Here is a 24,254-nt window from a genome sequence, read left to right on the forward strand (position 1 = left end):
CTGGTTTTAGGGCCGCTACGCGCCCCAACGCGGGGCAAGCCCGCTCGCCACAACAGGCCCGCTCGCCACAACAAGCCCGCTTGCCACAACGGGCCCCTCGCCGTAAAAAAGCCGTCATTTAAGAGGATATTTTAATTCTTAATCATCAGTGACTTATTTGAGGGTTGAGGGGCTTGCTGCCACATTCAGTTCAGCAGTGCCTTGAAGGATCAGTGCTTGCTCTGGTCCTGTGGCATGGCCAGCAGTTGTTTTTCCTGGTTCCAGTCGAACGGTTCGTCGTTCTGTTCGGCTTCAAAGCGACGTTCTTCCAGGGCCTGGTACAGGTCCAATTCTTCGTCGGGCATGAAGTGCAGGCAGTCGCCGCCAAAGAACCACAGCAGGTCGCGCGGCACGAGGTGGGCGATCTGCGGGTAGCGCAGGATGACCTGGCTCATCAGGTCCTGGCCCAGGTACTGGCTTTCGATCGGGTCGATCGGCAGCAGGGCGCGCAGTTCGTCAAAGCGTTCGAGGAACAGGGTGTGGCTTTCCTCGGGCACCTGTTCGGCTTCGCCGACGGCAACCAGGATACTGCGCAGGTGGTCGAGCAAGACGAGATGATCGGCAACGACGTTGGACACGAGATAAGTCCTCTAAAGCAAAAACGGGCGCAGGAGTATATAGCCCCAGCGCCCGTTTTTATATGACCGCTGGACTCAGCGGACCTTGCCCTCTGCCTGGGCCAGTTCTTCCTTGCTGAAATCATCCACGTCGATCACCTTGCGCCGTGCCGCCTCGGCGTCGCGCAGGGTCTGCGCTTCGGCCGGTTGCAGCACCCCGGCGTGCAGCGCCGCGTCGATGGCAGGCTCGCCGGCCGTTGGCTTGACCTGGCCGCTCTTGAGCGCAGCATGCAGTTTCTTTTGCAGCGGATGACTGGCGCCGAGCAGGTCGTAGGCGTGTTGCAGGGCGCCTACGGGATCGTCCACCGATTGCGGGCGATAGCAGCCGGCCAGCAACTCCTCGAGCGTCGGGTCGCCCTTGGCGCGGCCGATGACCGCGGCCACCTCGGCATCCAGCGCATCGGATGGCCCCGTATGGCGACGGCCGAACGGGAATACGATCACCCGCAGCAGGCAGCCAAGCACCTTGCTCGGGAAGTTGCTCAGCAGTTCATCCAGTGCGCGCTCCGACTCGCCGAGGCTTTCTTCCATGGCCCAGGTGAACAGCGGTTCGAGGTGGTCCGGCGAATCCAGGTCGTGGTAACGCTTGAGCGCCGCTGAGGCCAGGTACATATGGCTCAGCACATCACCCAGGCGCGCCGACAGGCGTTCGCGGCGTTTCAATTCGCCGCCCAGCAGCATCATGCTCAGGTCGGCGAGCAGCGCGAACGCGGCGGCCTGGCGGTTCAGCGCACGGAAGTAGCGCTGGCTCAAACGGTTGCCCGGGGCTTTTTCGAAATGCCCGACACCGAGGTTGAGTACCAGGGTGCTGGCCGCGTTGCTCACGGCAAACCCGATGTGCTGCATCAGCAGGCCGTCGAACTCCTTCAGGGCCTGGTCGTGGTCTTCGCGACCGGCCAGGGCCATTTCCTTGAGCACGAAGGGATGGCAGCGAATCGCGCCCTGGCCGAAGATCATCAGGTTGCGCGAGAGGATATTCGCGCCCTCCACGGTGATGAAGATCGGTGCCCCCTGCCAGCTGCGACCCAGATAGTTGTTCGGGCCCATGATGATGCCCTTGCCACCGTGAACGTCCATGGCGTGGCTGATGCACTCGCGGCCGCGCTCGGTCAGGTGGTACTTGAGGATCGCCGACAGCACCGAGGGTTTTTCCCCGAGGTCGACGGCATTGGCGGTGAGCATCCGCGCACTGTCCATCAGCCACGCATTGCCGCCGATACGTGCCAGGGCTTCCTGGATACCTTCGAAGGCCGACAGCGGTACGTTGAACTGTTCGCGCACCTGGGCGTATTGGCCGGTGACCATGCTGGTGAACTTGGCGGCGCCGGTGCCGACGGCGGGCAGGGAGATCGAGCGGCCTACCGACAGGCAGTTCATCAACATCATCCAGCCCTTGCCGAGCATTTCCTGGCCGCCGATCAGGAATTCCAGGGGGATGAACACATCCTTGCCCGAGTTGGGGCCATTCATGAATGCCGCGCCCAGGGGGAGGTGGCGGCGGCCGATGTTGACCCCGGGCGTATCGGTCGGGATCAGCGCCAGGCTGATGCCGAGGTCTTCTTCTTCACCCAGCAGGTGGTCCGGGTCATGGGCCTTGAAGGCCAGGCCGAGCAGGGTCGCGACAGGGCCGAGGGTGATGTAGCGTTTTTCCCAGTTCAGGCGCAGGCCCAGGGTTTCCTTGCCTTCCCATTCACCCTTGCAGATCACCCCGGTGTCGGGCATGGCGCCGGCGTCGGAGCCCGCCAGCGGGCCGGTGAGGGCGAAGCACGGAATATCGTCGCCACGGGCCAGGCGTGGCAGGTAGTGGTTGCGTTGTTCGTCGGTGCCGTAGTGCAGCAGCAGTTCGGCCGGGCCGAGGGAGTTGGGCACCATCACCGTGGAGGCCAGGTCGCCGCTGCGGGTGGCGAGCTTCATGGCCACCTGGGAGTGGGCGTAGGCGGAGAAACCCTTGCCGCCATATTCCTTGGGGATGATCAGGGCGAAGAAACCGTGGGTCTTGATGTGCTCCCAGGCAGCGGGTGGCAGGTCCATGGCCTGGCCGATTTCCCAGTCGCTGACCATGGCGCAGAGGGCTTCGGTGGGGCCGTCGATGAAGGCCTGCTCTTCTTCGGTCAGTTGCGCCTTGGGGTAGGCCAGCAGTTTGTCCCAGTCGGGGCGACCACTGAACAGTTCGCCGTCCCACCACACGGTGCCCGCATCGATCGCGTCGCGCTCGGTCTCGGACATCGGCGGCAGGACTTTCTGGAACCAGCTGAACAGCGGCTTGGTGAAGTATTGGCGGCGCAGGTCTGGCAGCAGCAGCGGCGCGGCGACAAGGGCGATCAGCACCCAGAAGATCAGCAGCAGCCAACCCGGTGCGTGGCTCCAGGCGCCCATCGCCAGCAGGTAAACGGCGACCACGCCCAGGGCAGGCAGAGGCGCGGTGCGGCGGTGTGCCAGGTAGGCAATGCCGACCACCAGAACCAGTATCCACAACAACAGCATATTCAATCCTCCATGAAACCAGGGGCAAAACCACCATTGAGCTTAGTCGGCATCCGAGAAAGCGCGGTGATCAGGCGTTACGAGTGGTACTGGGAACACCGTGGGATCACCGATCACCAGGCGCCGACATTTGGCCGATTCGTCGTTATCTCCATGGCACACCTGTCGTTAAACTCCAGGCTTCCCTCGGAGATCAAGCTCATGGATACGTACCTGAGTCCCAGCCGCTTCATCGATAGTGACCACCCTGCCGTGGTGGAGTTCGCCGAAAAACACCGCGGTACCCGCACGGTTTTAAGTGACCAGGCAGTCGCCCTGTATTACGCCGTACGGGAGGCGGTGCGCTACAACCCCTACACCTTCAGCCGCGACCCAGGCACCTTGAACGCCAGCTTCGCCCTGGCGGCTGGCGAAAGCTATTGCGTGCCCAAGGCCACCTTGCTCGCCGCCTGTGCGCGGCACTGTGGCATTCCGGCGCGCATCGGCCTGGCGGACGTGCGCAATCATCTGTCGACGCCGCGCCTGATTGCGCTGCTCAAAAGTGATGTGTTCGCCATGCACGGCTACACCGAGCTTTATTTGAACGGCCGCTGGGTCAAGGCGACGCCCGCGTTCAACCAGCAATTGTGTGAGCTGTTCGATGTGCCGCCGCTGGAGTTCGACGGGGTCAATGACAGTGTTTTCCATGCGTTCAACCGCCAGGGGCAACGCTCGATGGAGTACGTGGTGGATCATGGGCAATTTCCCGATGTGCCCGAGGCTTTCTTCTTCGCCCATCTCCAGCAGTGTTACCCGCACCTGTTTACCGACGACATGCCGAGCCTGCTGGGCGATCTGCGCAGTGATTTAAGCCGCGCGTGAAGCGGCGTATGCTGCTGCGTTCATCCAGCCATGTTCATTCACAATAAGGCACGGTCATGCTGAAAATCTGGGGTCGTAAAAATTCATCAAACGTCAGGAAAGCACTGTGGTGCGCCGAGGAACTCGGCCTGGACTATGAGGCAATTGATGCGGGCGGGGCTTTTGGCGTGGTCGACACGCCGCAATACCGGGCGTTGAACCCCAATGGCCGGGTGCCGGTGATCGAAGATGGCGATTTTGTCCTGTGGGAGTCCAACACCATCGTGCGTTACCTCTGCGCCAAGCAGGCGTCGAGCTGGTACCCGAGCGACCTGAAGGCGCGGGCCAACGCGGAAAAATGGATGGATTGGACCACGTCGACCCTCGCCGAACCGTTCAAGAGCGTGTTCTGGGGCATTGTGCGCACGCCCGCTGACAAACAGAACTGGGACACCATCCACGCCGGGCGCCAAGCCTGCATCGATGCGCTCAAAACCGTCGACCAGGCCCTTGCCACCCAACCCTACCTGTCAGGTAATGAGATCGGCATGGGTGATATCCCCCTGGGCTGCTTTATCTACGCCTGGTTTGAAATGCCCATCGAACGCCCTTCGATGCCCCATCTAGAGGCCTGGTACCAGCGCCTGCAACAACGGCCGGCCTACCGCAAAGCGGTCATGACCGCGTTGACTTAATACTGACTATTAATACAGGTGACTGTACTTGTGCGGCGCGGGCAAGCACCATGCTTGTCATGCGCCGCCGTTGAACTACGTGGGCTGCGCCCTCATCTATTGTTCCTATTCTCTTCTTTGGTGCGTATTCCGATATGAGTTCCGCTCTGTCCATCCGGCAGCTAACCAAAACCTACGGCAACGGTTTCCAGGCCCTGAGTGGTATCGATCTGGACGTTGCCGAAGGTGATTTCTTCGCCTTGCTTGGCCCCAACGGTGCCGGCAAATCCACCACCATCGGTATCCTTTCGACCCTGGTCAACAAGACCAGCGGCACGGTGAATATTTTTGGCCATGACCTGGACCAATCCCCGGCGGCGCTCAAGCGTTGCATCGGTGTGGTGCCCCAGGAATTCAACTTCAACCAGTTTGAAAAGACCTTCGACATTGTCGTGACCCAGGCCGGTTACTACGGCATTCCGGCGAAAATCGCCAAGGAACGCGCCGAACAGTACCTGACCCAACTGGGCCTGTGGGACAAACGCGACGTGCCTTCGCGTTCGCTCTCCGGCGGTATGAAGCGGCGCCTGATGATCGCCCGCGCGCTGGTGCACGAACCGCGCCTGTTGATCCTCGATGAGCCCACCGCCGGGGTGGACATCGAACTGCGTCGCTCGATGTGGACCTTCCTCACCGAGCTGAACGAGAAAGGCATCACCATCATCCTCACCACCCACTACCTGGAAGAGGCCGAGCAGCTGTGCCGCAACATTGGCATCATCGACCACGGCACCATCGTCGAGAACACCAGCATGCGTAACCTGCTGAGCCAGTTGCATGTGGAGACGTTCGTGCTCGACCTGAAAAACAACCTGTCGGTACCGCCGCAACTGGTCGGCTACCCGACTCGCCTGGTCGACGGCCACACCCTGGAAGTCCAGGTGGACAAAGCCATGGGCATCACTGCGTTGTTCAGCCAATTGGCGACCCAGAACATCGAAGTGTTGAGCCTGCGTAACAAAACCAATCGCCTTGAGGAGTTGTTCGTGTCCCTGGTGGAAAAAAACCTGGCGAAGGTGGCGGTATGAGTTCTGAACTGCAACCCAACCTCGTCGCGCTGCAGACCATTGTCTATCGCGAAGTGAAGCGCTTCACCCGGATCTGGCCGCAGACCCTGCTGCCACCGGCGATCACCATGGTCCTGTACTTCGTGATCTTCGGTAACCTGATCGGCCGGCAGATCGGCGACATGGGTGGCTTCACCTATATGGAGTACATCGTGCCCGGCCTGATCATGATGTCGGTGATCACCAACTCCTACGGCAACGTGGTGTCCAGTTTCTTCGGCAGCAAATTCCAGCGTTCCATCGAAGAACTGATGGTCTCGCCGGTGTCGCCACACACCATCCTGATCGGCTACACACTGGGTGGCGTGCTGCGAGGCTTGATGGTCGGTGTGATCGTGACCTTGCTGTCGCTGTTCTTCACCCACCTGCAAGTGCACCACCTGGGGGTCACCCTGTTGGTGGTGGTGCTGACGGCGACGATCTTCTCGTTGCTGGGGTTTATCAACGCAGTGTTTGCACGCAACTTCGACGATATCTCGATCATCCCGACGTTCGTGCTGACCCCACTGACCTACCTGGGCGGAGTGTTCTACTCCATCACCTTGCTGCCGCCGTTCTGGCAGACAGTGTCCCTGGCCAACCCGGTGCTGCACATGGTCAACGCGTTCCGCTACGGCATCCTTGGCGTGTCGGACATCAAGATCAGCGTGGCGATCACCTTCATGATCGTGGCCACGGTGGTGTTGTATATCGGTTGCGCGAAGTTGCTGGTGAGCGGGCGCGGCATGCGTACCTGAGCACTGACCTGAACGTGGGGAAAAATGTGGGAGGGGGCTTGCTCCCGATAGCGGTGGATCAGTCAGTGCAAGGGTGACTGACCGCTATCGGGGGCAAGCCCCCTCCCACATTTAGATGTGTGTCAGGTCTGCAATGCCAGCTCGATCAGCTCGTGCAGTTCTTCAACCGTCAGCGGTGTGCTCGAGAACAGAATACGAAACACCGTCGGTGCCGCCAGCAGGTTGATCAGGTGATCCACGCTGGGCGGTGGCGGCGTGTCGTGCGGGTAGCGATCGACAATCGCCTGGAGCTGCCCGCTGAGGATGCTCACGCAGTACCCAGGCGTCGCCCGGCACTGCACATCGCGCATCATGTTGCGCCCCGGCTCCGAACTCATTTCATCCAGGTATTGCTCGGCCCAGGCTTGCAGGTCGCCACGCAGGCTGCCGGTGTTGGCCGGCTCGCTGTCGGGGCGCATACGGGCCAGGGCCACGTCCGCGAGCAACACGGAGAGGTCGCCCCAGCGTCGGTAGATGGTTGAGGGGGTGACGCCCGCGCGCGCGGCAATCATCGGCACGGTGACACTGGAACGCTCATGGGTTTCCAGCAGTTCACGCACCGCCGCATGGACGGACTCTTGTACCCGGGCACTGCGGCCCCCCGGGCGGAGGCCTTCTTTTATCGCCATGGGTGTGACCTTAACACAAAGAATTTGCTTTAAGCCCTGATCGGTCGCACACTGCGCAAAAGCAAAATATTAGCTTTAGCGGAGCGTGCCCATGTCCAACCTGACTTCACACCGTTCCAGCCTGGTGTTCCTGGCGATCACTTTGCTGACGTTCCTGGCGGCTTCCAGCGCGCCGACGCCGTTGTATCACCTGTATCAGGAGGGCCTGCATTTTTCAGCGGGCATGCTGACCCTGATCTTCGGGGTATACGCTTTGAGCCTGCTGGTGGCGTTGCTGACCGTAGGTTCGCTGTCGGACCACCTGGGGCGCAAGCCGGTGATCTTCACCGCACTGCTCCTCGAGATGCTGGCGATGCTGCTGTTTATCCATGAAGACAGCGTGGCCTGGCTGATCGCCGCGCGGACCCTGCAAGGTTTCGCCACCGGCATGGCCACGGCGGTACTGGGTGCCGCGCTGCTCGATACCGACCGCCAGCACGGGCCGCTGATCAACAGCGTCGCGCCCTTGCTGGGGATGGCGTGTGGCGCCATGGGGTGCAGCCTGCTGGTGGAATTCGCGCCGTTTCCCACCACCTTGATCTACTGGACACTCTTGAGCCTGATGGTGTTGCAGGCCGTGTATGTGTGGCGCCTGCCGGAAACCGTCAGTCGGATCCCTGGCGCGTTGGCCTCGTTGTGGCCCACCTTGCATGTGCCGCTCCAGGCGCGCCGCGCGCTGTGGATTGCGCTGCCGGTGGATATCGCAGTGTGGGCCATGGGCGGGTTCTATCTGTCCCTGGCGCCTTCGCTGGTACGGGCGGCCACGGGGTCGACGTCCAATCTGATCGGCGGCGGGCTGGTAGCGGTGTTGACCTTGAGCGGTGCGCTGATGATTTTCAGCCTGCGCAATCGCCCGGCGGACAAGACCTTGCGCCTGGGCGCCGTGTTGCTGGCGGTGGGCGTCGCGCTGATCCTCAGTGCCGTGCACGCTGCCAGCCTGCCGTTGTTTTTCCTTGCGACGCTGATCGCCGGCAGTGGTTTTGGGGCCGGGTTCCTCGGCGCCTTGCGCAGCGTTGTACCGTTGGCCTTGCCCCATGAGCGCGCCGGCTTGATGTCGGCGTTCTACGTCCTGAGTTACCTGGCGTTCTGTGTGCCATCGCTGTTGGCGGGCAACCTGACGCGCACCTTCGGGTTGATCGCGACCACCGATGCGTATGGCGTGTCGCTGATCGTGCTGGCACTCAGTGCCTTGGCGGCGCTGCTGCTGCAGGATTACACCCGCACCAAGGCGACATCGAGCCCGTGATGCGCTCATAATCGGCGATCTCCGACCGCCTTGAGATTCAAGCATGAAGATCATCCGCAGCAAGGACTTCACCGGCAGCCGCGCCTGGGAGGCGCTGGATATCGCCAACATGAACGGCATCACCACCCGTTTGCACTGGACCGACCAGCCGTACCGCTGGCACGTCAACGATGGTGAGGAAGTGTTCGTGGTGCTCGATGGCCGGGTGCATATGCACTACCGCGACGGCGGCATGGAGCAGGTGGCTGAGCTGGCCGTGGGCGACATTTTCTACGCCGGCGTCGGCACCGAACATGTGGCGCATCCCCAGGGCCCTGCGCGCATCCTGGTGATCGAAAGCGAAGGCAGCGTTTGAGCGCATATCGGTAAAATAGATAACAGTTAGAGATATTACCCGTTATATAGATATTCGATCAGGTTCTACCATGGCCTCAACCTCATGCGAGGAAGAGGATTGCCATCATGACCTGCTCGAATACCATCAGCTACAAGCCCTTCAGTCACCTGGCCCGTCCCCGGGAAGTGATTCGCCAGTTCACCCCCAACTGGTTTGCCGCGACCATGGGCACCGGCGTGCTTGCGCTGGCCCTGGCTCAATTACCGTTCGACCTGCCGGGTTTGCGCGCCATTGCCGAAGGACTGTGGCTGTTCACCATAGGCTTGTTCCTGCTGTTCAGTGCCCTGTATGCGGCGCGTTGGGTGATGTTTTTCCACGAGGCCCGGCGGATTTTCGGGCACTCCACCGTCTCGATGTTCTTCGGCACTATCCCCATGGGCCTGGCGACCATCCTTAACGGATTGTTGTTGTTCGGCCTGCCACGCTGGGGGAGTGATGTGCTGCCCCTGGCCGAGCTGCTCTGGTGGCTGGATGTGGCCATGTCCCTGGCCTGCGGCGTGCTGATCCCGTTCATGATGTTCACCCGCCAGGAACACAGCATCGACCAGATGACCGCCGTATGGCTGTTGCCGGTGGTCGCGGCCGAAGTGGCGGCGGCCAGCGGTGGCCTGCTGGCGCCGCACCTGGTCGACGCCCATTCGCAACTGGTGATGCTGGTGACCAGTTACGTGCTGTGGGCGTTCTCCCTGCCGGTGGCGTTCAGTATCCTGACCATCCTGATGCTGCGCATGGCCTTGCATAAATTGCCTCACGCCAATATGGCCGCATCGAGCTGGCTGGCCCTCGGCCCCATCGGTACCGGTGCCCTGGGTATGTTGGTGCTGGGCGGCGATGCGCCGGCGATCTTTGCCGCCAATGGTTTGCCCGGCGTCGGTGAAATGGCCAACGGCCTGGGCCTGGTGGCGGGTATGACCCTGTGGGGCTTCGGCTTGTGGTGGATGCTGATCGCGGTGCTGATCACCCTGCGTTACCTGCGCGCCGGTATCCCGTTCAACCTGGGGTGGTGGGGTTTTACCTTCCCGCTGGGGGTATATGCCCTGGCCACGTTGAAGCTGTCGAGCCTGTTGCACCTGGGCTTCTTCAGCGCATTTGGCAGTGTGCTGGTGGGCGCGTTGACGCTGATGTGGCTGGTCGTTGCCAAGCGCACTGTGCAGGGCGCCTATAAAGGTGAGCTTTTTGTTTCGCCGTGTATTGCAGGACTAGGGAATAAGTAAGCGCGATTAGGTAAAGTCGTGGCCTGATCAATAACAGGCCACGCAGGAACACGGACGATGAGCCACCCCTCACAATTCACCTTGCTGCGCACACGGCGTTTCCTGCCGTTTTTCATCACCCAGTTGCTGGGCGCCTTCAACGACAACATCTTCAAGCAATCGCTGATCCTGGCGATTCTCTACAAGCTCACCATCGACGGTGACCGCTCGATCTGGGTCAACCTGTGCGCGCTGTTGTTCATCTTGCCCTTCTTCCTGTTCTCGGCGCTGGCCGGCCAGTTTGGCGAGAAATTCAACAAGGATGCGTTGATCCGCGCGATCAAGATTGGCGAGATTGTGATCATGGCCGTCGGCGCGACGGGCTTTCTGTTCAATCACCTGGAACTGATGCTGCTGGCGCTGTTCGCCATGGGCACGCACTCGGCGCTGTTCGGCCCGGTGAAGTATTCGATCATGCCCCAGGCCCTGCACGACGATGAATTGGTGGGCGGCAACGGTCTGGTGGAGATGGGCACGTTCCTGGCGATCCTGGCCGGCACCATTGGCGCAGGGATCATGATGTCTTCCACCCACTATGCGCCGGTGGTGTCGGCGGCGATCGTCGGCGTGGCGGTGCTGGGTTACCTGGCCAGCCGCAGCATTCCGCGCGCGGCGGCGTCCACCCCGCAACTGCGCCTGGACTGGAACATCTTCAGCCAATCCTGGGCGACTTTGCGCCTGGGCTTGGGCCAGACCCCCGCGGTGTCGCGCTCCATCGTCGGTAACTCATGGTTCTGGTTTGTCGGCGCGATCTACCTGACGCAAATCCCAGCCTATGCCAAGGAGTGGTTGTACGGCGACGAAACCGTGGTGACGCTGATCCTCACGGTGTTCTCGGTGGGCATCGCCCTGGGCTCGATGCTGTGCGAAAAGCTCTCCGGGCGGAAGGTGGAGATCGGCCTGGTGCCGTTTGGCTCCTTTGGCCTGACCGTGTTCGGCCTGCTGCTGTGGTGGCATTCGGGCGGCTTCCCGCAGAACGTCCAGGCCAATGACTGGCTGGCGGTGCTCAGCTATGGCCAGGCGTGGTGGGTGTTGTTGGATATCCTCGGCCTGGGGGTGTTTGGCGGGTTCTATATCGTGCCGCTGTATGCACTGATCCAGTCGCGCACCGCCGAGCACGAACGAGCGCGGGTGATCGCCGCCAACAACATTCTCAACGCGCTGTTCATGGTGGTCTCGGCGATTGTCTCGATCCTGCTGCTGAGCGTGGCCAAGTTGTCGATTCCTGAGCTGTTCCTGGTGGTGTCGTTGCTCAACATCGCGGTCAACGCCTACATCTTCAAGATCGTCCCCGAGTTCACCATGCGCTTCATGATCTGGCTGCTCAGCCACTCCATGTATCGCGTGGAGCATCGCAACCTTGAGCTGATCCCGGATGAAGGCGCGGCGTTGCTGGTGTGTAACCACGTGTCGTTTGTCGATGCGCTGTTGATTGGCGGCGCGGTGCGTCGGCCGATTCGCTTCGTCATGTACTACAAGATCTACCGCTTGCCGGTGCTGAATTTTATCTTCCGCACCGCGGGGGCGATCCCGATTGCCGGGCGCAATGAGGATATCCAGATCTACGAAAAAGCCTTCACGCGGATTGCCCAATACCTGAAGGACGGAGAGTTGGTGTGTATCTTCCCGGAAGGCAAGTTGACGGCTGACGGCGAGATGAACGAGTTCCGTGGTGGCGTGACGCGCATTCTTGAGGAGACCCCGGTGCCGGTGATCCCGATGGCGTTGCAGGGGTTGTGGGGGAGTTTCTTCAGTCGCGATCCGAACAAAGGCTTCTTCCATCGCATCTGGTCGCGCGTCGTGCTGGTGGCGGGTGAGCCGGTGGAGGGTCCGACGCCTGCGAGATTGCAGGAGGTCGTTGGCGCTTTGCGGGGGAGTGTCAGGTAGTTCTGTGCTGGATGTACCGGCCTCATCGGGGCATGCCCCCTCCCACATTTGATCACGTTGTTCTGACGATCGCGGTCTAGTGTGGGAGGCGGTGCGACGATTCGACTTGCCCCCGATGGTGGTAGTGGCCTAAGCGCTGATCTTGAGCCCGACAAGCCCGCAAATGATCAACGCCACACTGGCCAGCCGGAACAACGCCATGGATTCCCCGAACAGGATAATCCCGGCAATCACCGTGCCCACCGCTCCCACGCCAGTCCAGATGGCATAGGCGGTGCCCAGCGGCAGCTCCTTCATGGCCAGGCCAAGCAGGCCGAGGCTGATGGCCATGGCGGCAATCGTCAGCGCCGTGGGCAGCGGCTTGCTGAAACCGTCGGTGTACTTCAGGCCGACGGCCCAGCCGACTTCAAACAAGCCGGCAAACAATAGAATGATCCAGGACATGATGACCTCCCTTGCAAAAGCGGGGTCGTCCCCTGATGTGCGCTCGAGAGCGTCGCGAGGTCGTCCCCGCGAAGCTCGGTAGAGTGCCGAAAATGGATCATGCGATCAAGTTTGCGGGGTGTTTTCCAGCATGCGACGGTCTTCCTTCTCGCTCATGCGGCGGAAGTAGGTCGATAGCAACGCCCCGGAAATATTGTGCCAGACACTGAACAGCGCGCTCGGCACTGCCGCCAACGGAGAAAAGTGCGCGCTGGCCAATGCGGCGCCCAGCCCGGAGTTCTGCATGCCCACCTCCAGCGCCAGCGACTTGCGTTGGGCCAATGGCAGCTTGAACACACGGCCGGTGAAGTAGCCCAGCAGGTAGCCGAAGCTGTTGTGCAACATCACCACGGCCATGATCAGCAGGCCCGATTCGGCGATCTTCGCCTGGCTCGCCGCCACTACTGCGGCGACGATGATCACGATGCTGACCACCGACACCAGGGGCAGTACGTCCACGGCGTGGCGGACCCGCTCGCCGAGCACGCGTTGCGCGACAACGCCGAGCACGATCGGCAGCAGCACCACTTGCAGGATCGACCAGAACAACTCCATGAACGACACCGGCAACCAGGCCGAGGCCAGCAGCCAGATCAGCGCCGGGGTGAGCAGCGGGGCGAGGAGGGTGGTGACGGCGGCGATGGCCACCGACAGCGCCAGGTCACCTCGGGCCAGCCAGGTCATCACGTTGGATGAGGTGCCGCTTGGGCAGCAGCCGACCAGGATCACCCCAACGGCAATTTCCGGCGGCAGGTGGAAGGCCTGGCACAGCAGCCAGGCCACGCCCGGCATGATCACGAAGTGTGCGACTACGCCCAGGGCCACGCGCCACGGGTGGCGAGCGACTTCGGCGAAGTCTTCAAGTTTGAGGGTCAGCCCCATGCCGAACATCACCAGGCCCAGCAGCGGGACGATGGCGCTTTTCAGGCCGATGAACCCGTTGGGTTCGAAGAAGGCCAGCACGGCAAATATCAACACCCAGTAGGCGAAGGTATTGCCGACGAAGCGGCTCAAGGCGGCGAGTGCGCGCATGGGGGTGTCCTTTTTTATTCGATTTTTGAAATGCAAATGCGATCAAATGTGGGAGGGGCGGGGCGACGATTCGACTTGCCCCTCCCACATTTTGATCTTCACACGGCTTAGATGCCCTGCGGGGTTTCTTCGCCGCCCAGCGCTTCGATCAGCGCCGGCAGGAAGTCACCGAAGGTCAGCATCATCAGGGTGAAGCTGGCATCCAGTTGGCCCAGGGCTTCTTCACCACCGTCCTGTTCCGCCTGGTCTTGCAGCAGGTCTTCGAACTTCAGGCGCTTGACGGTCATCTTGTCGTCGAGCATGAAGGACAGCTTGTCCTGCCAGGCCAGGGACAGTTGGGTCACGACTTTGCCGGTGCTCAGGTGCAGCTGGATTTCTTCGCTGGTCAGGTCCTGGCGCTTGCAACGCACGATGCCGCCGTCTTCGTGGGTGTCGCGCAGTTCGCATTCGTCGAGGACGAAGAAGTCATCGGCCGGTTTCTGGGTGGTGACCCAGTCGGTCATGATGGCGGTGGGCGCGGTTTTCACGGTGAGTGGGCGCACCGGCAGGGTGCCGATCACTTCACGCAGGGTGGAGAGCAGGTCTTCGGCGCGTTTCGGGCTGGCCGAGTTGACCAGGATCAGGCCCTGTTTCGGCGCGATGGCGGCGAAGGTCGAAGAGCGACGGACGAACGCACGAGGCAGGAACGACAGGATGATTTCATCCTTGATCTGATCACGTTCTTTTTTATAGACCTTGCTGCCACGTTGGGCTTCCAGCTCTTCAACTTTTTCCTTAACCGCATCACGCACCACGCTACCCGGCAGGATGCGTTCTTCCTTGCGCGCGGCGATCAGCAGGAAGTCGCCGCTGACGTGAACCAGGGGAGCATCTTCACCTTTACCGAAGGGCGCGACGAAACCGTAAGTGGTCAACTCCTGGCTTGCACATGGGCGCGCCAGTTTGGTGGCCATGGCCGCTTCCAACGCCTCGGCATCAACAGGCAGATCTTGGGTCAGGCGATAGATAAGCAGGTTCTTGAACCACATGGGGTGAGTCTCTCCTTTATACAAAGGGGGGCATTATTCTCTTGATAGCGGCTGAGGCCAACCCTGCCTAAGCCATTGGAAGCTATCAAAAAAAAGATTTAAGAAAGTGCTTGCCAGACCTGGGGGCGCTCCGTAGAATGCGCGCCACACCGAAACGAAGGGTGATTAGCTCAGCTGGGAGAGCATCTGCCTTACAAGCAGAGGGTCGGCGGTTCGATCCCGTCATCACCCACCATTCGCTTCAAGTGTTACGCGCAGCGGTAGTTCAGTCGGTTAGAATACCGGCCTGTCACGCCGGGGGTCGCGGGTTCGAGTCCCGTCCGCTGCGCCATATTCGGTCACCTGGAACGCTGAACGCCAGGTACCACAGGAAGCCCGCTCATCGAGCGGGCTTTTTGCTGTCTGGGGTTTATGAACACGCTCCGGCAGACCAAAACGCCGCCGATCATTTCCGATGATCGGCGGCGTTTTTTAGGCGTGGATCAGAAATCCCACCGCGTGCTGACCATGAAGTTACGCGGTTCACCGTACAAACTCGGTGTTTTCGGGGCCGCGCACGCTGGTCGAAAATTTATTTCAAATAAATTGCATTTAAATCAACACATTGCAGATTTTTCGTATATGATGCGCCCCACACCGAAAGTGAAGGGTGATTAGCTCAGCTGGGAGAGCATCTGCCTTACAAGCAGAGGGTCGGCGGTTCGATCCCGTCATCACCCACCATTCGCTTCAAGTGTTACGCGCAGCGGTAGTTCAGTCGGTTAGAATACCGGCCTGTCACGCCGGGGGTCGCGGGTTCGAGTCCCGTCCGCTGCGCCATATTCGGTCACCTGGAACGCTGAACGCCAGGTACCACAGGAAGCCCGCTCATTGAGCGGGCTTTTTGCTGTCTGGGGTTTGGCAAAGCGGCTGGAAGAATTCGTCCAGCACGCAGTAGAACGCGATGCGCTGTTCATCGGGCTTGACCCCGAAAATCCGCGTGTTCCTGGACGTCGCCGCCGAACGCCTGTTCACAACCCCATCAGCCGATAGCCCACCTGCAACTCGGTAATGAAGTACTGCGGTTGAGCGGGGTCCTCCTCCAGTTTCTGGCGCAGGTGCGCCATGTGCACCCGCAAGTAGTGGGCGCGATCCACGTAATCCAGGCCCCACACCTCCAGCAGTAGCTGGCGATGGGTGAGCACCCGGCTTTGGCCGCGCACCATCGCGCAGAGCAGGCGGTATTCGATGGGTGTGAGGTGTACCGGTTGGCCCTTGCGCCAGACCTCATGGGTGGCGAGGTCGACTTCAATCTCGCCAAACGCCACTTTGCTGGTGGCCGCCACGCTGCCGGTCTGCCCGTGCCGGCGCAGTTGGGCGCGGATGCGGGCGAGTAACTCGGGCACGCCGAAGGGCTTGGTCAGGTAGTCATCGGCACCGGCGTCCAGGGCGGCGACTTTTTCTTCTTCGCGATCACGTGCCGATAGCACCAGGATCGGCACCGCCAGCCAGCCGCGCAGCTCGCTGATCAGTTGCTTGCCATCGCCATCCGGCAGGCCGAGGTCGACGATCACCAGGTCCGGCTGACGGCTGGCGGCGTGGATCAAGGCGCGCTTGACGCTATCGGCTTCGAACACCTGGAACCCTTCGTCTTGCAGGGCGATGCCGACAAAGCGCCGGATATTGGCTTCGTCTTCAACAATCAGAATACGTGCAGTGTTCATAGGGATTCCATGGACGGCGGAGTGCCCGCCGGTAGCGTGATGATGAAATGCATGCCGCAGGTACGCCCTGGGTTGGCCTCGATACGCCCGCCGTGTGCCTCGACAATACGTTTGGCCAGCGCGAGGCCCAGGCCGATGCCGGTCACGGAAGACTCCTGTTGGCCGCGCGCAAACGGTTCGAACAGATTGGCCGGGGCCCGACCCGGGCCGGTGTCGCTGACCATCAGCACGATGCTGTCCGACGTGGCGTGGGCCGCGACGCTGATGGTGGTGCCGGGTGGGGTGTACTTGGCCGCGTTGTCCAGCAGGTTGACCAGCACGCGTTCGATCAACAGCGCGTCGACGTCCACCAGCGGCAACCGCGCGTCGAGCGAGGTGTGCACCTGATGCCGCGCCAACGGCTCGCGCAACTGGCGCAGGGCGCTGCCGACGATTTCTTCAAGGGAGTGCCATTGCCGGTTCAGGCGCACGCCGCGTTCCTGCATGCGCGCCATGTCCAGCAGGTTTTCGATCAGGCGCTGCATCGACGTGGCTTGTTCGTGGATGCCGTGCAACAACTCGCGCAACGGCCCCGGTGGGGCGTGGGGCAGGGCGGTGTCGGCGGCACCGATCAAGGTAGTCAATGGTGTGCGCAGGTCGTGGGAAATCGCCGCAAGCAGGGTATTGCGCATTTTTTCACCCTCCATCTGCACCAGGGTGTTTTGCGCCACCTCGACAAAATGCACGCGCTCCAGGGCAATCGCCAGTTGGCTCATGCAGGCTTCCAGCAGGCGGCGTTCCTGTGGGTCGTTCAGCCGTTCGCTCTGGGCCAGTTCCAGCACCAGCACACCGCGTACGCGCATAGGCGCCTTGAGCGGCAGGTAGCAGCCCTTGGCCGCCGATAGGGTGTCGGTGCCGTGGCCGGCGGCATGGCCGTGGTCGTAGGTCCATTGCGCGATGCTGTCATCCATCGGCAGCCCGCCTGCGCCCACGCTGTGTATGCCATCGGCGGCGTCCGGCAGGGCCAGGCCGACGCGGGCTTCGAACACGCCGCTGAACGTGCGCAGCGCGACTTCGCTGATTTGTTCCACGGTCAACGCTGCCGACAAGTCACGCGCCAGCCGCGCCAGGGAGGTCGCACGGCGTTCGCGCGCGGCGGCGGTGCGCGCTTCGTGGCGCAGGCGTGCGGTGAGTTGCCCGGTGATCAAGGCGATGCCGAGCATCAGCGCAAAGGTGAAAAAATACTGGGTGTCAGTGACCGTGAAGGAATAGCGCGGCTGCACGAAAAAGAAGTCGAAACACAGCACCGCGAGCATCGCTGCCCACACGCCGGGGCCGCGTCCATACCGCAGGGCCACCAGCACCACCGTGAGTAAAAACAGCATGACCACGTTGGCCAGGTCGAACACTTGCAACAGCAACGCGGCGACGGCGCTGGCGGCGAAACAGGCAAGGCTGGCCCACCCATAGGCCAAGGCCCTGCCCGGCACGGGCGAAGGTTTTTCGACGATCAGGGGCCTGTCGGGCACAACCCCGTGGGCCATCACGATCTGGTCGATTTGCGGATGATGGTGGCTGATCCGGTCGCTGACCGATTGATGCCAGAACCGCCAGGCCTGGCGCGGGTGATGGCCCAGCACCAGGCGATTGGCGTTGTGCTCACGGGCACAGGCGACCAATGCTTGCGCCACGTCCATGCCCGGCAACGTGGCCGTATCGGCGCCGAATTCGCTGGCCAGGGCCAAGGTTTTAATCGCGCTCAGGTAGCGCCTGGCACCGCGCCCCTGGGCGGAGGCGACATGCACGACAATCCAGTCCGCCTCCAGCTTTTGCGCCAGGCGCGCCGCTTCACGCACCAGGCGTTCATCGCCGGCATCACCGGCCACACCCACCAATAGCCGTTCGCGGGCGGGCCACAGGGTCTTGATCGACTGTTCGCGACGGTACACGCGCATCTGCGTGTCGACCCGATCCGCCGTGCGCCGCAACGCCAATTCGCGCAGGGCCAACAGGTTCCCCTTGCGGAAAAAATGCTGCGATGCGCGTGCTGCCGCAGGGCCCAGGTACACCTTGCCGTCCTTTAGGCGTTGCAGCAGATCGTCGGGCGGCAGGTCAACCACCACCACTTCGTGAGCGTTATCGAACACATGATCCGGCACGGTCTCGCGCACGCGAATGCCGATGATGCCGCTGACCAGGTCATTCAGGCTTTCCAGGTGTTGCACGTTGAGGGTGGTCCATACATCAATGCCGGCGCTGAGCAGTTCTTCCACGTCTTGCCAGCGTTTGGGATGGCGCGAACCGGGGATGTTGCTGTGAGCCAGTTCATCCACCAGTACCACGGCGGGATGGCGCAGCAGGGCGGCATCGAGGTCGAATTCGGTGAGGGCAAACTCACCGTGCAGGCGATTGGCGCGGGGCAGTTGCTCCAGGCCGTGGAGCCGTTCGGCGGTCTCCGCACGACCATGGGTTTCCACCACGCCAGCCAGTACGTCACGGCCCAGGGCGACCTCGCGTTGCGCTGCTTCGAGCATGGCGCAGGTCTTGCCCACGCCGGCGTTGGAACCGAAATAGATACGCAATTTGCCGCGCAAGGCGGCCTGTTCTTCCTGTTGTACCCGCGCCAGCAAGGCGTCGGGGTCGGGGCGTGCATCGTTTAAGGCGGGCATATTCTTCCTCTAGTTGTCTGTAGGCGCGAGCTTGCCCGTGAAAAACCTGAGGGTGCCGTTGGGTGTCAGGTTTCCCGCGTTATCGTTAACGCCCTTCACGAGCAAGCTCGCGCCTACAGTGGGTGGGGCGCTATACGAGGCCCAATCCCGTCAGCAGCAGGTCGATCAGCTTGATCCCGGCAAACGGCACCAGCACCCCGCCCAGGCCATAGATCAGCAGGTTGCGGTTGAGCAAGGCCGCCGCGCCGATCGAGCGGTAAGTCACGCCGCGCAGGGCCAGGGGAATCAACGCGACAATGATCAGTGCGTTAAAAATCACCGCGCTGAGAATCGCCGAGTTGGGGCTGCTCAGCTGCATCACGTTCAACGCACCGAGCTGGGGATAGGTTGCGACAAACGCCGCCGGGATGATCGCGAAGTACTTGGCCACGTCATTCGCCACACTGAAGGTGGTGAGGGCGCCGCGGGTCATCAGCATCTGTTTGCCGACCTCGACCACTTCGATCAGCTTGGTCGGGTTGCTGTCCAGGTCGACCATGTTGCCGGCCTCTTTGGCGGCCTGGGTGCCGCTGTTCATCGCCACCGCCACATCGGCCTGCGCCAGTGCCGGCGCATCGTTGGTGCCGTCGCCGGTCATGGCCACCAGCTTGCCCTGGGCCTGGTAGTCGCGGATCAGTTGCAGCTTGTCTTCCGGGCGGGCTTCGGCGAGGAAGTCATCCACGCCGGCCTCCACGGCAATCGCGGCGGCGGTCAGGCGGTTGTCACCGGTGATCATCACGGTCTTGATGCCCATGCGCCGCAACTCGGCGAAGCGCTCCTTGATACCGCCCTTGACCACATCCTTGAGCTCGACCACGCCCAGTGCCTTGGCGCCATCCGATACCACCAGCGGCGTGCTGCCGCGGCGTGCCACTTCATCCACCTTGGCCTGCAAGGCAGCCGGAAAGCTGCCCCCCAAGGCTTCGATATGACTGCGGATCGCGTCGGCTGCGCCTTTACGAATCGCCCGGCCTTCGGGCAGGTCGACGCCGCTCATGCGCGTCTGTGCAGTGAAATGTACGAAGCTGGCGCCCAGGGCGTTGATGTCCCGCCCACGGATGTCGAACTTTTGCTTGGCCAGGACCACAATGCTGCGGCCTTCCGGGGTTTCATCGGCCAGCGAGGCCAGTTGCGCGGCGTCCGCCAGCTCGGCTTCTTTCACCCCTGGCGCGGGCAAAAAGCTGCTGGCCTGACGGTTGCCCAAGGTGATGGTGCCGGTCTTGTCCAGCAGCAAGACGTCGACATCACCCGCCGCCTCGACCGCCCGCCCGGAGGTGGCGATGACATTGGCCGACATCATGCGGCTCATGCCCGCCACGCCGATGGCCGAGAGCAGGCCGCCGATGGTGGTCGGGATCAGGCACTCCAGCAAGGCCACCAGCACCGTGGCGCTGACCACGCTGCCCGTACCGCTCATGGCCACGGCGAAGATCGAGTAGGGGCTCAGCGTGGCAATTACCAGCAGGAACAACAAGGTCAGGCCCACCAGTAGGATGGTCAGGGCGACTTCGTTCGGGGTTTTCTGACGCTTGGCCGATTCGACCATCGAGATCATGCGGTCCAGGAACGATTCGCCAGGGTTGACGCTGATGCGTACGACCAGCCAGTCCGACAGCACCCGCGTGCCGCCCGTGACCGAGGAAAAGTCACCACCGGCCTCGCGAATCACCGGCGCCGATTCGCCGGTGATTGCGCTTTCGTCCACCGAGGCGACGCCTTCGATCACGATACCGTCCAGCGGTACCAGGTCGCCGGCTTCGATCAGCACCACCTGATCTTTGCGCAGCAGCGTGGCTTCCGTCGGCAGCCACGCCGCGCCGTGCTTGGGCTGTTGCAACAACTTGGCCAGCGTCTGGCGTTTCATCCCGCGCAGGCTCGCGGCCTGGGCCCGGCTGCGGCCCTCGGCCAGGGCTTCGGCAAAGTTGGCGAACAGCACGGTGAACCACAGCCACAAGGTGATGCTGAGGATAAAGCCGCTGGGCGCTTCACCCTGGCCACCGAGGGACTGGAACCACAGCAGCGTGGTAAGGATGCTGCCCAGGTACACCACGAACATCACCGGGTTTTTCCACTGGGCCTGGGGCAGCAGTTTCTTGAACGCGTCCGCACAGGCAGTCAGCACGATACTGCGATCAAACAGAGGTAAACGAGCATTCTTCATGGGGGAAATCTCTTACTCACTGGCCGCAATGGGGGGCTGACGCGATGGCAGGCGGGCGTCCAGCGCAAGGTTGAGTTGCAGCACATTGACCCGTGGTTCGCCGAGCAAACCGAGGGTGCGCGCGGTGGTGTGGGCGTTGACCAGTTGCAGCAGCTCGGCTTCGGGGAGTTGCCGCAGGCGGGCGACCCTTGGCAGTTGCAGCCGCGCGTTGGCCACCGAGATATGCGGGTCGAGGCCCGAGGCGGAGGCGGTGACGGCGTCCACCGGCACTTGCGCGTCGGTGGCCAGGCCGTTGTCCTGGCGATAGGCCTGGACGCGTGCGGCGACCTGGTCCACCAGCTTCTGGCTGGTGGGGCCCAGGTTGCTCGCGCCGCTGGAGCCTGCGTTGTACGGCTGTGAGACGCTTTTGCTCGGGTCTTGCGGGTCGGCGCCGAGGGTCATGCTCGGGCGGCCGTGGAAGTATTCCGGGCGGGTGAAGTGCTGGCCGATCAGCGCCGAGCCCATCACCAGGCCGTCGCGTTCAATCAGCGAACCCCGGGCCTGGAACGGAAACAACAGCTGTGCGGCAACGGTGGTGAACGCCGGGTATGCGAGCCCCGTCAGCAGCATGAAAAAAACCGCCGAAACCAGCACTGGGCGCAACAGCCCTTTGAATATCGATTGAGTCGTCATCCAGGTGTCCTCAGTTGTACGTCTGGCCGGACAGCAACTGCAGTTGCTCCACCAGCGGGCCGAGCGCGAGCGCCGGCAAAAAGGTCAGGCCGCCCACCACCAGCACCACGAACACCACCAGCAGCATGAACAGCGGGGTTGCGGTGGGGATGGTGCCGGCGCCGGCAGGTACGGTTTTTTTCATCGCCAGGGAGCCGGCCACGGCCAGCATCGGCAGCAGGGTGAAGAAGCGCCCGATCAACATCGCCAGGCCGATGGTGGTGTTGAAAAACGGCGTATTGGCGTTCAATCCGGCAAAGGCCGAACCGTTGTTGGCGGTGCCCGAGGTGTAGGCGTACAGCACCTCACTGAAACCATGCGGGCCAAGGTTATTGAGGCTGGCCATGGTGTCGGGCCAGAGGGCGGCGAGGGCGGTGAAACCAAGGATGCTGATGGGGTGCGCGAGTACCGAGAGCATTACCAGTTTCATCTCCCGGGCTTCGATTTTCTTGCCGAGGAATTCCGGGCTGCGGCCAATCATCATGCCCACCAGGAACACGGTCAGCAGGGCGTATTGGATCAGGTTGATAAAGCCCACGCCGTCGCCGCCGAACACACAGTTGAGCATCATCTGTGCCAGGGGCACGAAGCCGCCCATGGGGGTCAGCGAGTCATGCATGGTGTTGACCGAGCCGGTGGTGGCCGCGGTGGTGGTTGCGATAAACAGGCTGCTGTCGGCGATACCGAAACGCAGTTCCTTGCCTTCCATGTTGCCGCCGCTTTGTTCCAGCGACAGGGTCTGGTTGGCACCTGCCTGGGTCAGCAGCGGGTTGCCGTTTTGCTCGGCGCCGTAGACCAGTGCGAGGAAGCCGATGAACAACACCAGGAAGGTGCCGAAAAACACCCAGCCCTGACGGCGCTGCAACAGCATGCTGCCAAAGGTGTAGGTCAGCGCGGAGGGGATCAGCAACATGCTGAGGATGTGCAGGGCGTTGGTCAGCGGTGTCGGGTTTTCGAAGGGGTGGGCGGCGTTCATGCTGAAGAAGCCGCCACCGTTGGTGCCGATATGCTTGATCGATTCAAAGCTGGCCACCGCACCGACAATCAGTTGCTGCTGCGCACCTTCCAGCGTTGTCGCCAGTGCCTGGGAGGCGAAGGTTTGCGGCATGCCCTGCCACACATAGACCAGCGCCATGCCCACGCACAGCGGCAGCATCACGCGGTAGAGCGTGCGGGTGAAGTCGACCCAGAAATTACCGATATCGCCCGAACTGGAACGGCTCAAACCGCGAATGAAGCCGGCTGCCGCGACCACGCCGGAGGTGGCGCCGACGCACATCAGAAAGGTGATGACCGCCATCTGGCTGAAGTTCGACAGGCTGGTTTCACCCGAATACGCCTGCCAGTTGGTATTGGTAATAAAGGACACGGCGGTGTTGAACGCCAGGTCCGGGGTTTGTGCGGCCAGCCCCAAGGGGTTGATCGGCATCACCGCCTGCAGGCGCAGGATGAAATAACCGAGCAGCATCATCGCCGCGTCCGATAACAGCAGCGCCGAACCGTAGCGAGCCCAGTTCATGCTCTCCCGTGGGTCAATGCCCAACAGGCGATAGGTACAGCGTTCCGGCAAGGCATGCTGCGTCCCGGTAAACACCCGGGTCAGCCATTTGCCCATCAATACGGCGAGCCCCGTCATCAACCCCAGGACCAGCGCAAATTCCAGCACAGTGCTTAACATGTCGTGGCTCCGTTCAAATCTTGCCCATGGCGACAATGGCCATGGCAGTCGCAACAAAAAACACCAGGGAGATGCCAATAAACATCAGGTCGTACATGGCGAACTCCCTAGAATTTTTCTGCGCGAATAAGGGCATAGCCCAAGTAAGCGAACAGCCCCACGGCACAGAAGCCGCTGGCGATATAGATGAACGTGAGTGTGAGCACGGTGTAACTCCCCTGAATGAATAAGCCGCAATGGCGGACGCGGGGGAGGTTAAGCGCTGGGGTATCAAGCTCGGGCACTGATTAGTGGCCCCGGTATTAAGACGGTATATAGACGAGGTTTTGCCGGACGAACGAAAACAAGGGATAGCCCGCCGCCCGGGTATCCCTTGAAAAACTGGGGTTCTGCTGATTTTGATGGCCTGCTTATTTGGCCTTCTTTTTCTTCTCGCTACGGGTGGCGAGGTGTTCGAAACAAAACGCGGCGGTGCCAAAGAGCGCAATCATTGACAGGACAACCATGCCTAAAGTTGAACTTTCCACGATGACTTCCTACGGGGGTGGGGGGTAGGAAGTGACGGTAAAGTGTCCGGGGTTAGTTGCTCAATAGAGGCGACATAATCGTTATGGCGAATGGGCAAACTATACGAACTCTTTACGAAAAGCAGAACAGCACAGCCTCTGCCTGACGTAATGCAATCTAAATGCGGGAGGCTCCCCTACCCCTGTGGCGAGCGGGCTTGCCCCGCGTTGGGCTGCGCAGCAGCCCCAATAAGAGC

The 24,254-nt window shown here is 61.8% G+C and carries 21 protein-coding genes and 4 tRNA genes; 13 read left to right on the forward strand and 12 right to left on the reverse strand.

All coding sequences use genetic code 11. The features are described 5' to 3' along the window. Positions 1–209 precede the first annotated feature (209 nt). Complete coding sequence (locus ACODSV_RS31125; RefSeq protein WP_010567536.1) at positions 210–617, reverse strand: PA2817 family protein; 408 nt, start codon at positions 615–617, stop codon at positions 210–212. Positions 618–692: 75 nt separating this feature from the next. Beyond that, entirely contained in the window at positions 693–3,140 is a 2,448-nt protein-coding gene (locus ACODSV_RS31130) for an acyl-CoA dehydrogenase (protein ID WP_150055852.1), read from the reverse strand. A 201-nt stretch (positions 3,141–3,341) separates the two neighbouring features. On the opposite strand from ACODSV_RS31130, the gene ACODSV_RS31135 reads away from it, so the two are divergent. The 4 genes from ACODSV_RS31135 (at position 3,342) to ACODSV_RS31150 (ending at position 6,518) form a co-directional block, all read left to right on the forward strand. Next, positions 3,342–4,001 (forward strand): transglutaminase-like domain-containing protein, encoded by a 660-nt coding sequence (locus ACODSV_RS31135; RefSeq protein WP_024074354.1) that lies wholly within the window; start codon positions 3,342–3,344, stop codon positions 3,999–4,001. Positions 4,002–4,057: 56 nt separating this feature from the next. Beyond that, positions 4,058–4,675 (forward strand): glutathione S-transferase family protein, encoded by a 618-nt coding sequence (locus ACODSV_RS31140; RefSeq protein ID WP_150055851.1) that lies wholly within the window; start codon positions 4,058–4,060, stop codon positions 4,673–4,675. Between the two features lie 134 nt (positions 4,676–4,809). Then, positions 4,810–5,742: an ABC transporter ATP-binding protein gene (locus ACODSV_RS31145; protein ID WP_024074356.1), complete on the forward strand. Its 933-nt coding sequence runs from the start codon at positions 4,810–4,812 to the stop codon at positions 5,740–5,742. Beyond that, complete coding sequence (locus tag ACODSV_RS31150) at positions 5,739–6,518, forward strand: ABC transporter permease (protein WP_024074357.1); 780 nt, start codon at positions 5,739–5,741, stop codon at positions 6,516–6,518. The genes ACODSV_RS31145 and ACODSV_RS31150 overlap by 4 nt, the downstream gene beginning before the upstream one ends. A gap of 122 nt (positions 6,519–6,640) precedes the next feature. Here the strand turns inward: ACODSV_RS31150 and ACODSV_RS31155 are convergent, their stop codons facing one another. Then, positions 6,641–7,186 (reverse strand): TetR/AcrR family transcriptional regulator, encoded by a 546-nt coding sequence (locus ACODSV_RS31155; RefSeq protein WP_150054613.1) that lies wholly within the window; start codon positions 7,184–7,186, stop codon positions 6,641–6,643. Positions 7,187–7,277: 91 nt separating this feature from the next. Between ACODSV_RS31155 and ACODSV_RS31160 the strand changes: the two genes are divergently transcribed. The 4 genes from ACODSV_RS31160 to ACODSV_RS31175 all read left to right on the forward strand — a co-directional run bounded on the left by ACODSV_RS31160 (position 7,278) and on the right by ACODSV_RS31175 (position 12,008). Then, complete coding sequence (locus tag ACODSV_RS31160) at positions 7,278–8,471, forward strand: MFS transporter (protein ID WP_069075600.1); 1,194 nt, start codon at positions 7,278–7,280, stop codon at positions 8,469–8,471. A gap of 43 nt (positions 8,472–8,514) precedes the next feature. Further along, the gene (locus tag ACODSV_RS31165; RefSeq protein ID WP_024074360.1) at positions 8,515–8,826 is read left to right on the forward strand and encodes a cupin domain-containing protein; all 312 of its coding nucleotides are present in this window, start codon (positions 8,515–8,517) and stop codon (positions 8,824–8,826) included. A 107-nt stretch (positions 8,827–8,933) separates the two neighbouring features. Further along, positions 8,934–10,082, forward strand: coding sequence for a TDT family transporter (locus ACODSV_RS31170; RefSeq protein WP_024074361.1), 1,149 nt, complete (start codon positions 8,934–8,936; stop codon positions 10,080–10,082). Between the two features lie 57 nt (positions 10,083–10,139). Continuing rightward, positions 10,140–12,008, forward strand: a complete 1,869-nt coding sequence (locus ACODSV_RS31175) for an MFS transporter (RefSeq protein WP_102625527.1) — start codon at positions 10,140–10,142, stop codon at positions 12,006–12,008. A gap of 129 nt (positions 12,009–12,137) precedes the next feature. Here the strand turns inward: ACODSV_RS31175 and sugE are convergent, their stop codons facing one another. From sugE to rdgC, 3 genes are all read right to left on the reverse strand, one after another. Next, a complete protein-coding gene (sugE, locus tag ACODSV_RS31180; protein ID WP_024074363.1) occupies positions 12,138–12,452 on the reverse strand; it encodes a quaternary ammonium compound efflux SMR transporter SugE in 315 nt (104 codons plus the stop codon). 105 nt (positions 12,453–12,557) lie between these two features. Beyond that, the gene (locus ACODSV_RS31185; RefSeq protein ID WP_150056563.1) at positions 12,558–13,523 is read right to left on the reverse strand and encodes a bile acid:sodium symporter family protein; all 966 of its coding nucleotides are present in this window, start codon (positions 13,521–13,523) and stop codon (positions 12,558–12,560) included. 107 nt (positions 13,524–13,630) lie between these two features. Then, positions 13,631–14,551 carry a recombination-associated protein RdgC gene (rdgC, locus tag ACODSV_RS31190; protein ID WP_150055529.1) on the reverse strand — a complete coding sequence of 307 codons (921 nt, stop codon included), beginning with the start codon at positions 14,549–14,551 and terminating at the stop codon, positions 13,631–13,633. A 159-nt stretch (positions 14,552–14,710) separates the two neighbouring features. Here rdgC and ACODSV_RS31195 point away from each other — a divergent pair. The 5 genes from ACODSV_RS31195 to ACODSV_RS31215 all read left to right on the forward strand — a co-directional run bounded on the left by ACODSV_RS31195 (position 14,711) and on the right by ACODSV_RS31215 (position 15,370). Continuing rightward, a tRNA-Val gene (locus ACODSV_RS31195) sits at positions 14,711–14,786 on the forward strand. A 19-nt stretch (positions 14,787–14,805) separates the two neighbouring features. Continuing rightward, positions 14,806–14,882 (forward strand) — tRNA-Asp (locus ACODSV_RS31200). A gap of 80 nt (positions 14,883–14,962) precedes the next feature. Further along, positions 14,963–15,208 carry a hypothetical protein gene (locus ACODSV_RS31205; protein ID WP_454843873.1) on the forward strand — a complete coding sequence of 82 codons (246 nt, stop codon included), beginning with the start codon at positions 14,963–14,965 and terminating at the stop codon, positions 15,206–15,208. Continuing rightward, positions 15,199–15,274: transfer RNA gene (locus tag ACODSV_RS31210), tRNA-Val, on the forward strand. Before ACODSV_RS31205 ends, ACODSV_RS31210 begins: the two co-directional genes overlap by 10 nt. Positions 15,275–15,293: 19 nt before the next feature. Continuing rightward, positions 15,294–15,370 (forward strand) — tRNA-Asp (locus ACODSV_RS31215). 191 nt (positions 15,371–15,561) lie between these two features. Here the strand turns inward: ACODSV_RS31215 and ACODSV_RS31220 are convergent. The 6 genes from ACODSV_RS31220 to kdpF form a co-directional block, all read right to left on the reverse strand. Next, the gene (locus tag ACODSV_RS31220) at positions 15,562–16,254 is read right to left on the reverse strand and encodes a response regulator (RefSeq protein WP_024074372.1); all 693 of its coding nucleotides are present in this window, start codon (positions 16,252–16,254) and stop codon (positions 15,562–15,564) included. Then, positions 16,251–18,902 carry a sensor histidine kinase gene (locus ACODSV_RS31225; RefSeq protein ID WP_150054072.1) on the reverse strand — a complete coding sequence of 884 codons (2,652 nt, stop codon included), beginning with the start codon at positions 18,900–18,902 and terminating at the stop codon, positions 16,251–16,253. Before ACODSV_RS31225 ends, ACODSV_RS31220 begins: the two co-directional genes overlap by 4 nt. 130 nt (positions 18,903–19,032) lie before the next feature. Beyond that, the gene (gene kdpB / locus ACODSV_RS31230) at positions 19,033–21,102 is read right to left on the reverse strand and encodes a potassium-transporting ATPase subunit KdpB (RefSeq protein ID WP_454843872.1); all 2,070 of its coding nucleotides are present in this window, start codon (positions 21,100–21,102) and stop codon (positions 19,033–19,035) included. A gap of 12 nt (positions 21,103–21,114) precedes the next feature. After that, complete coding sequence (kdpC, locus tag ACODSV_RS31235) at positions 21,115–21,774, reverse strand: K(+)-transporting ATPase subunit C (RefSeq protein ID WP_150055729.1); 660 nt, start codon at positions 21,772–21,774, stop codon at positions 21,115–21,117. Positions 21,775–21,784: 10 nt separating this feature from the next. Next, the gene (gene kdpA, locus ACODSV_RS31240) at positions 21,785–23,491 is read right to left on the reverse strand and encodes a potassium-transporting ATPase subunit KdpA (RefSeq protein ID WP_150055728.1); all 1,707 of its coding nucleotides are present in this window, start codon (positions 23,489–23,491) and stop codon (positions 21,785–21,787) included. Positions 23,492–23,598: 107 nt separating this feature from the next. Then, complete coding sequence (kdpF, locus tag ACODSV_RS31245) at positions 23,599–23,697, reverse strand: K(+)-transporting ATPase subunit F (protein ID WP_069075609.1); 99 nt, start codon at positions 23,695–23,697, stop codon at positions 23,599–23,601. Positions 23,698–24,254 lie beyond the last annotated feature (557 nt).

It is taken from the genome of Pseudomonas sp. FG86 (assembly GCF_057808775.1).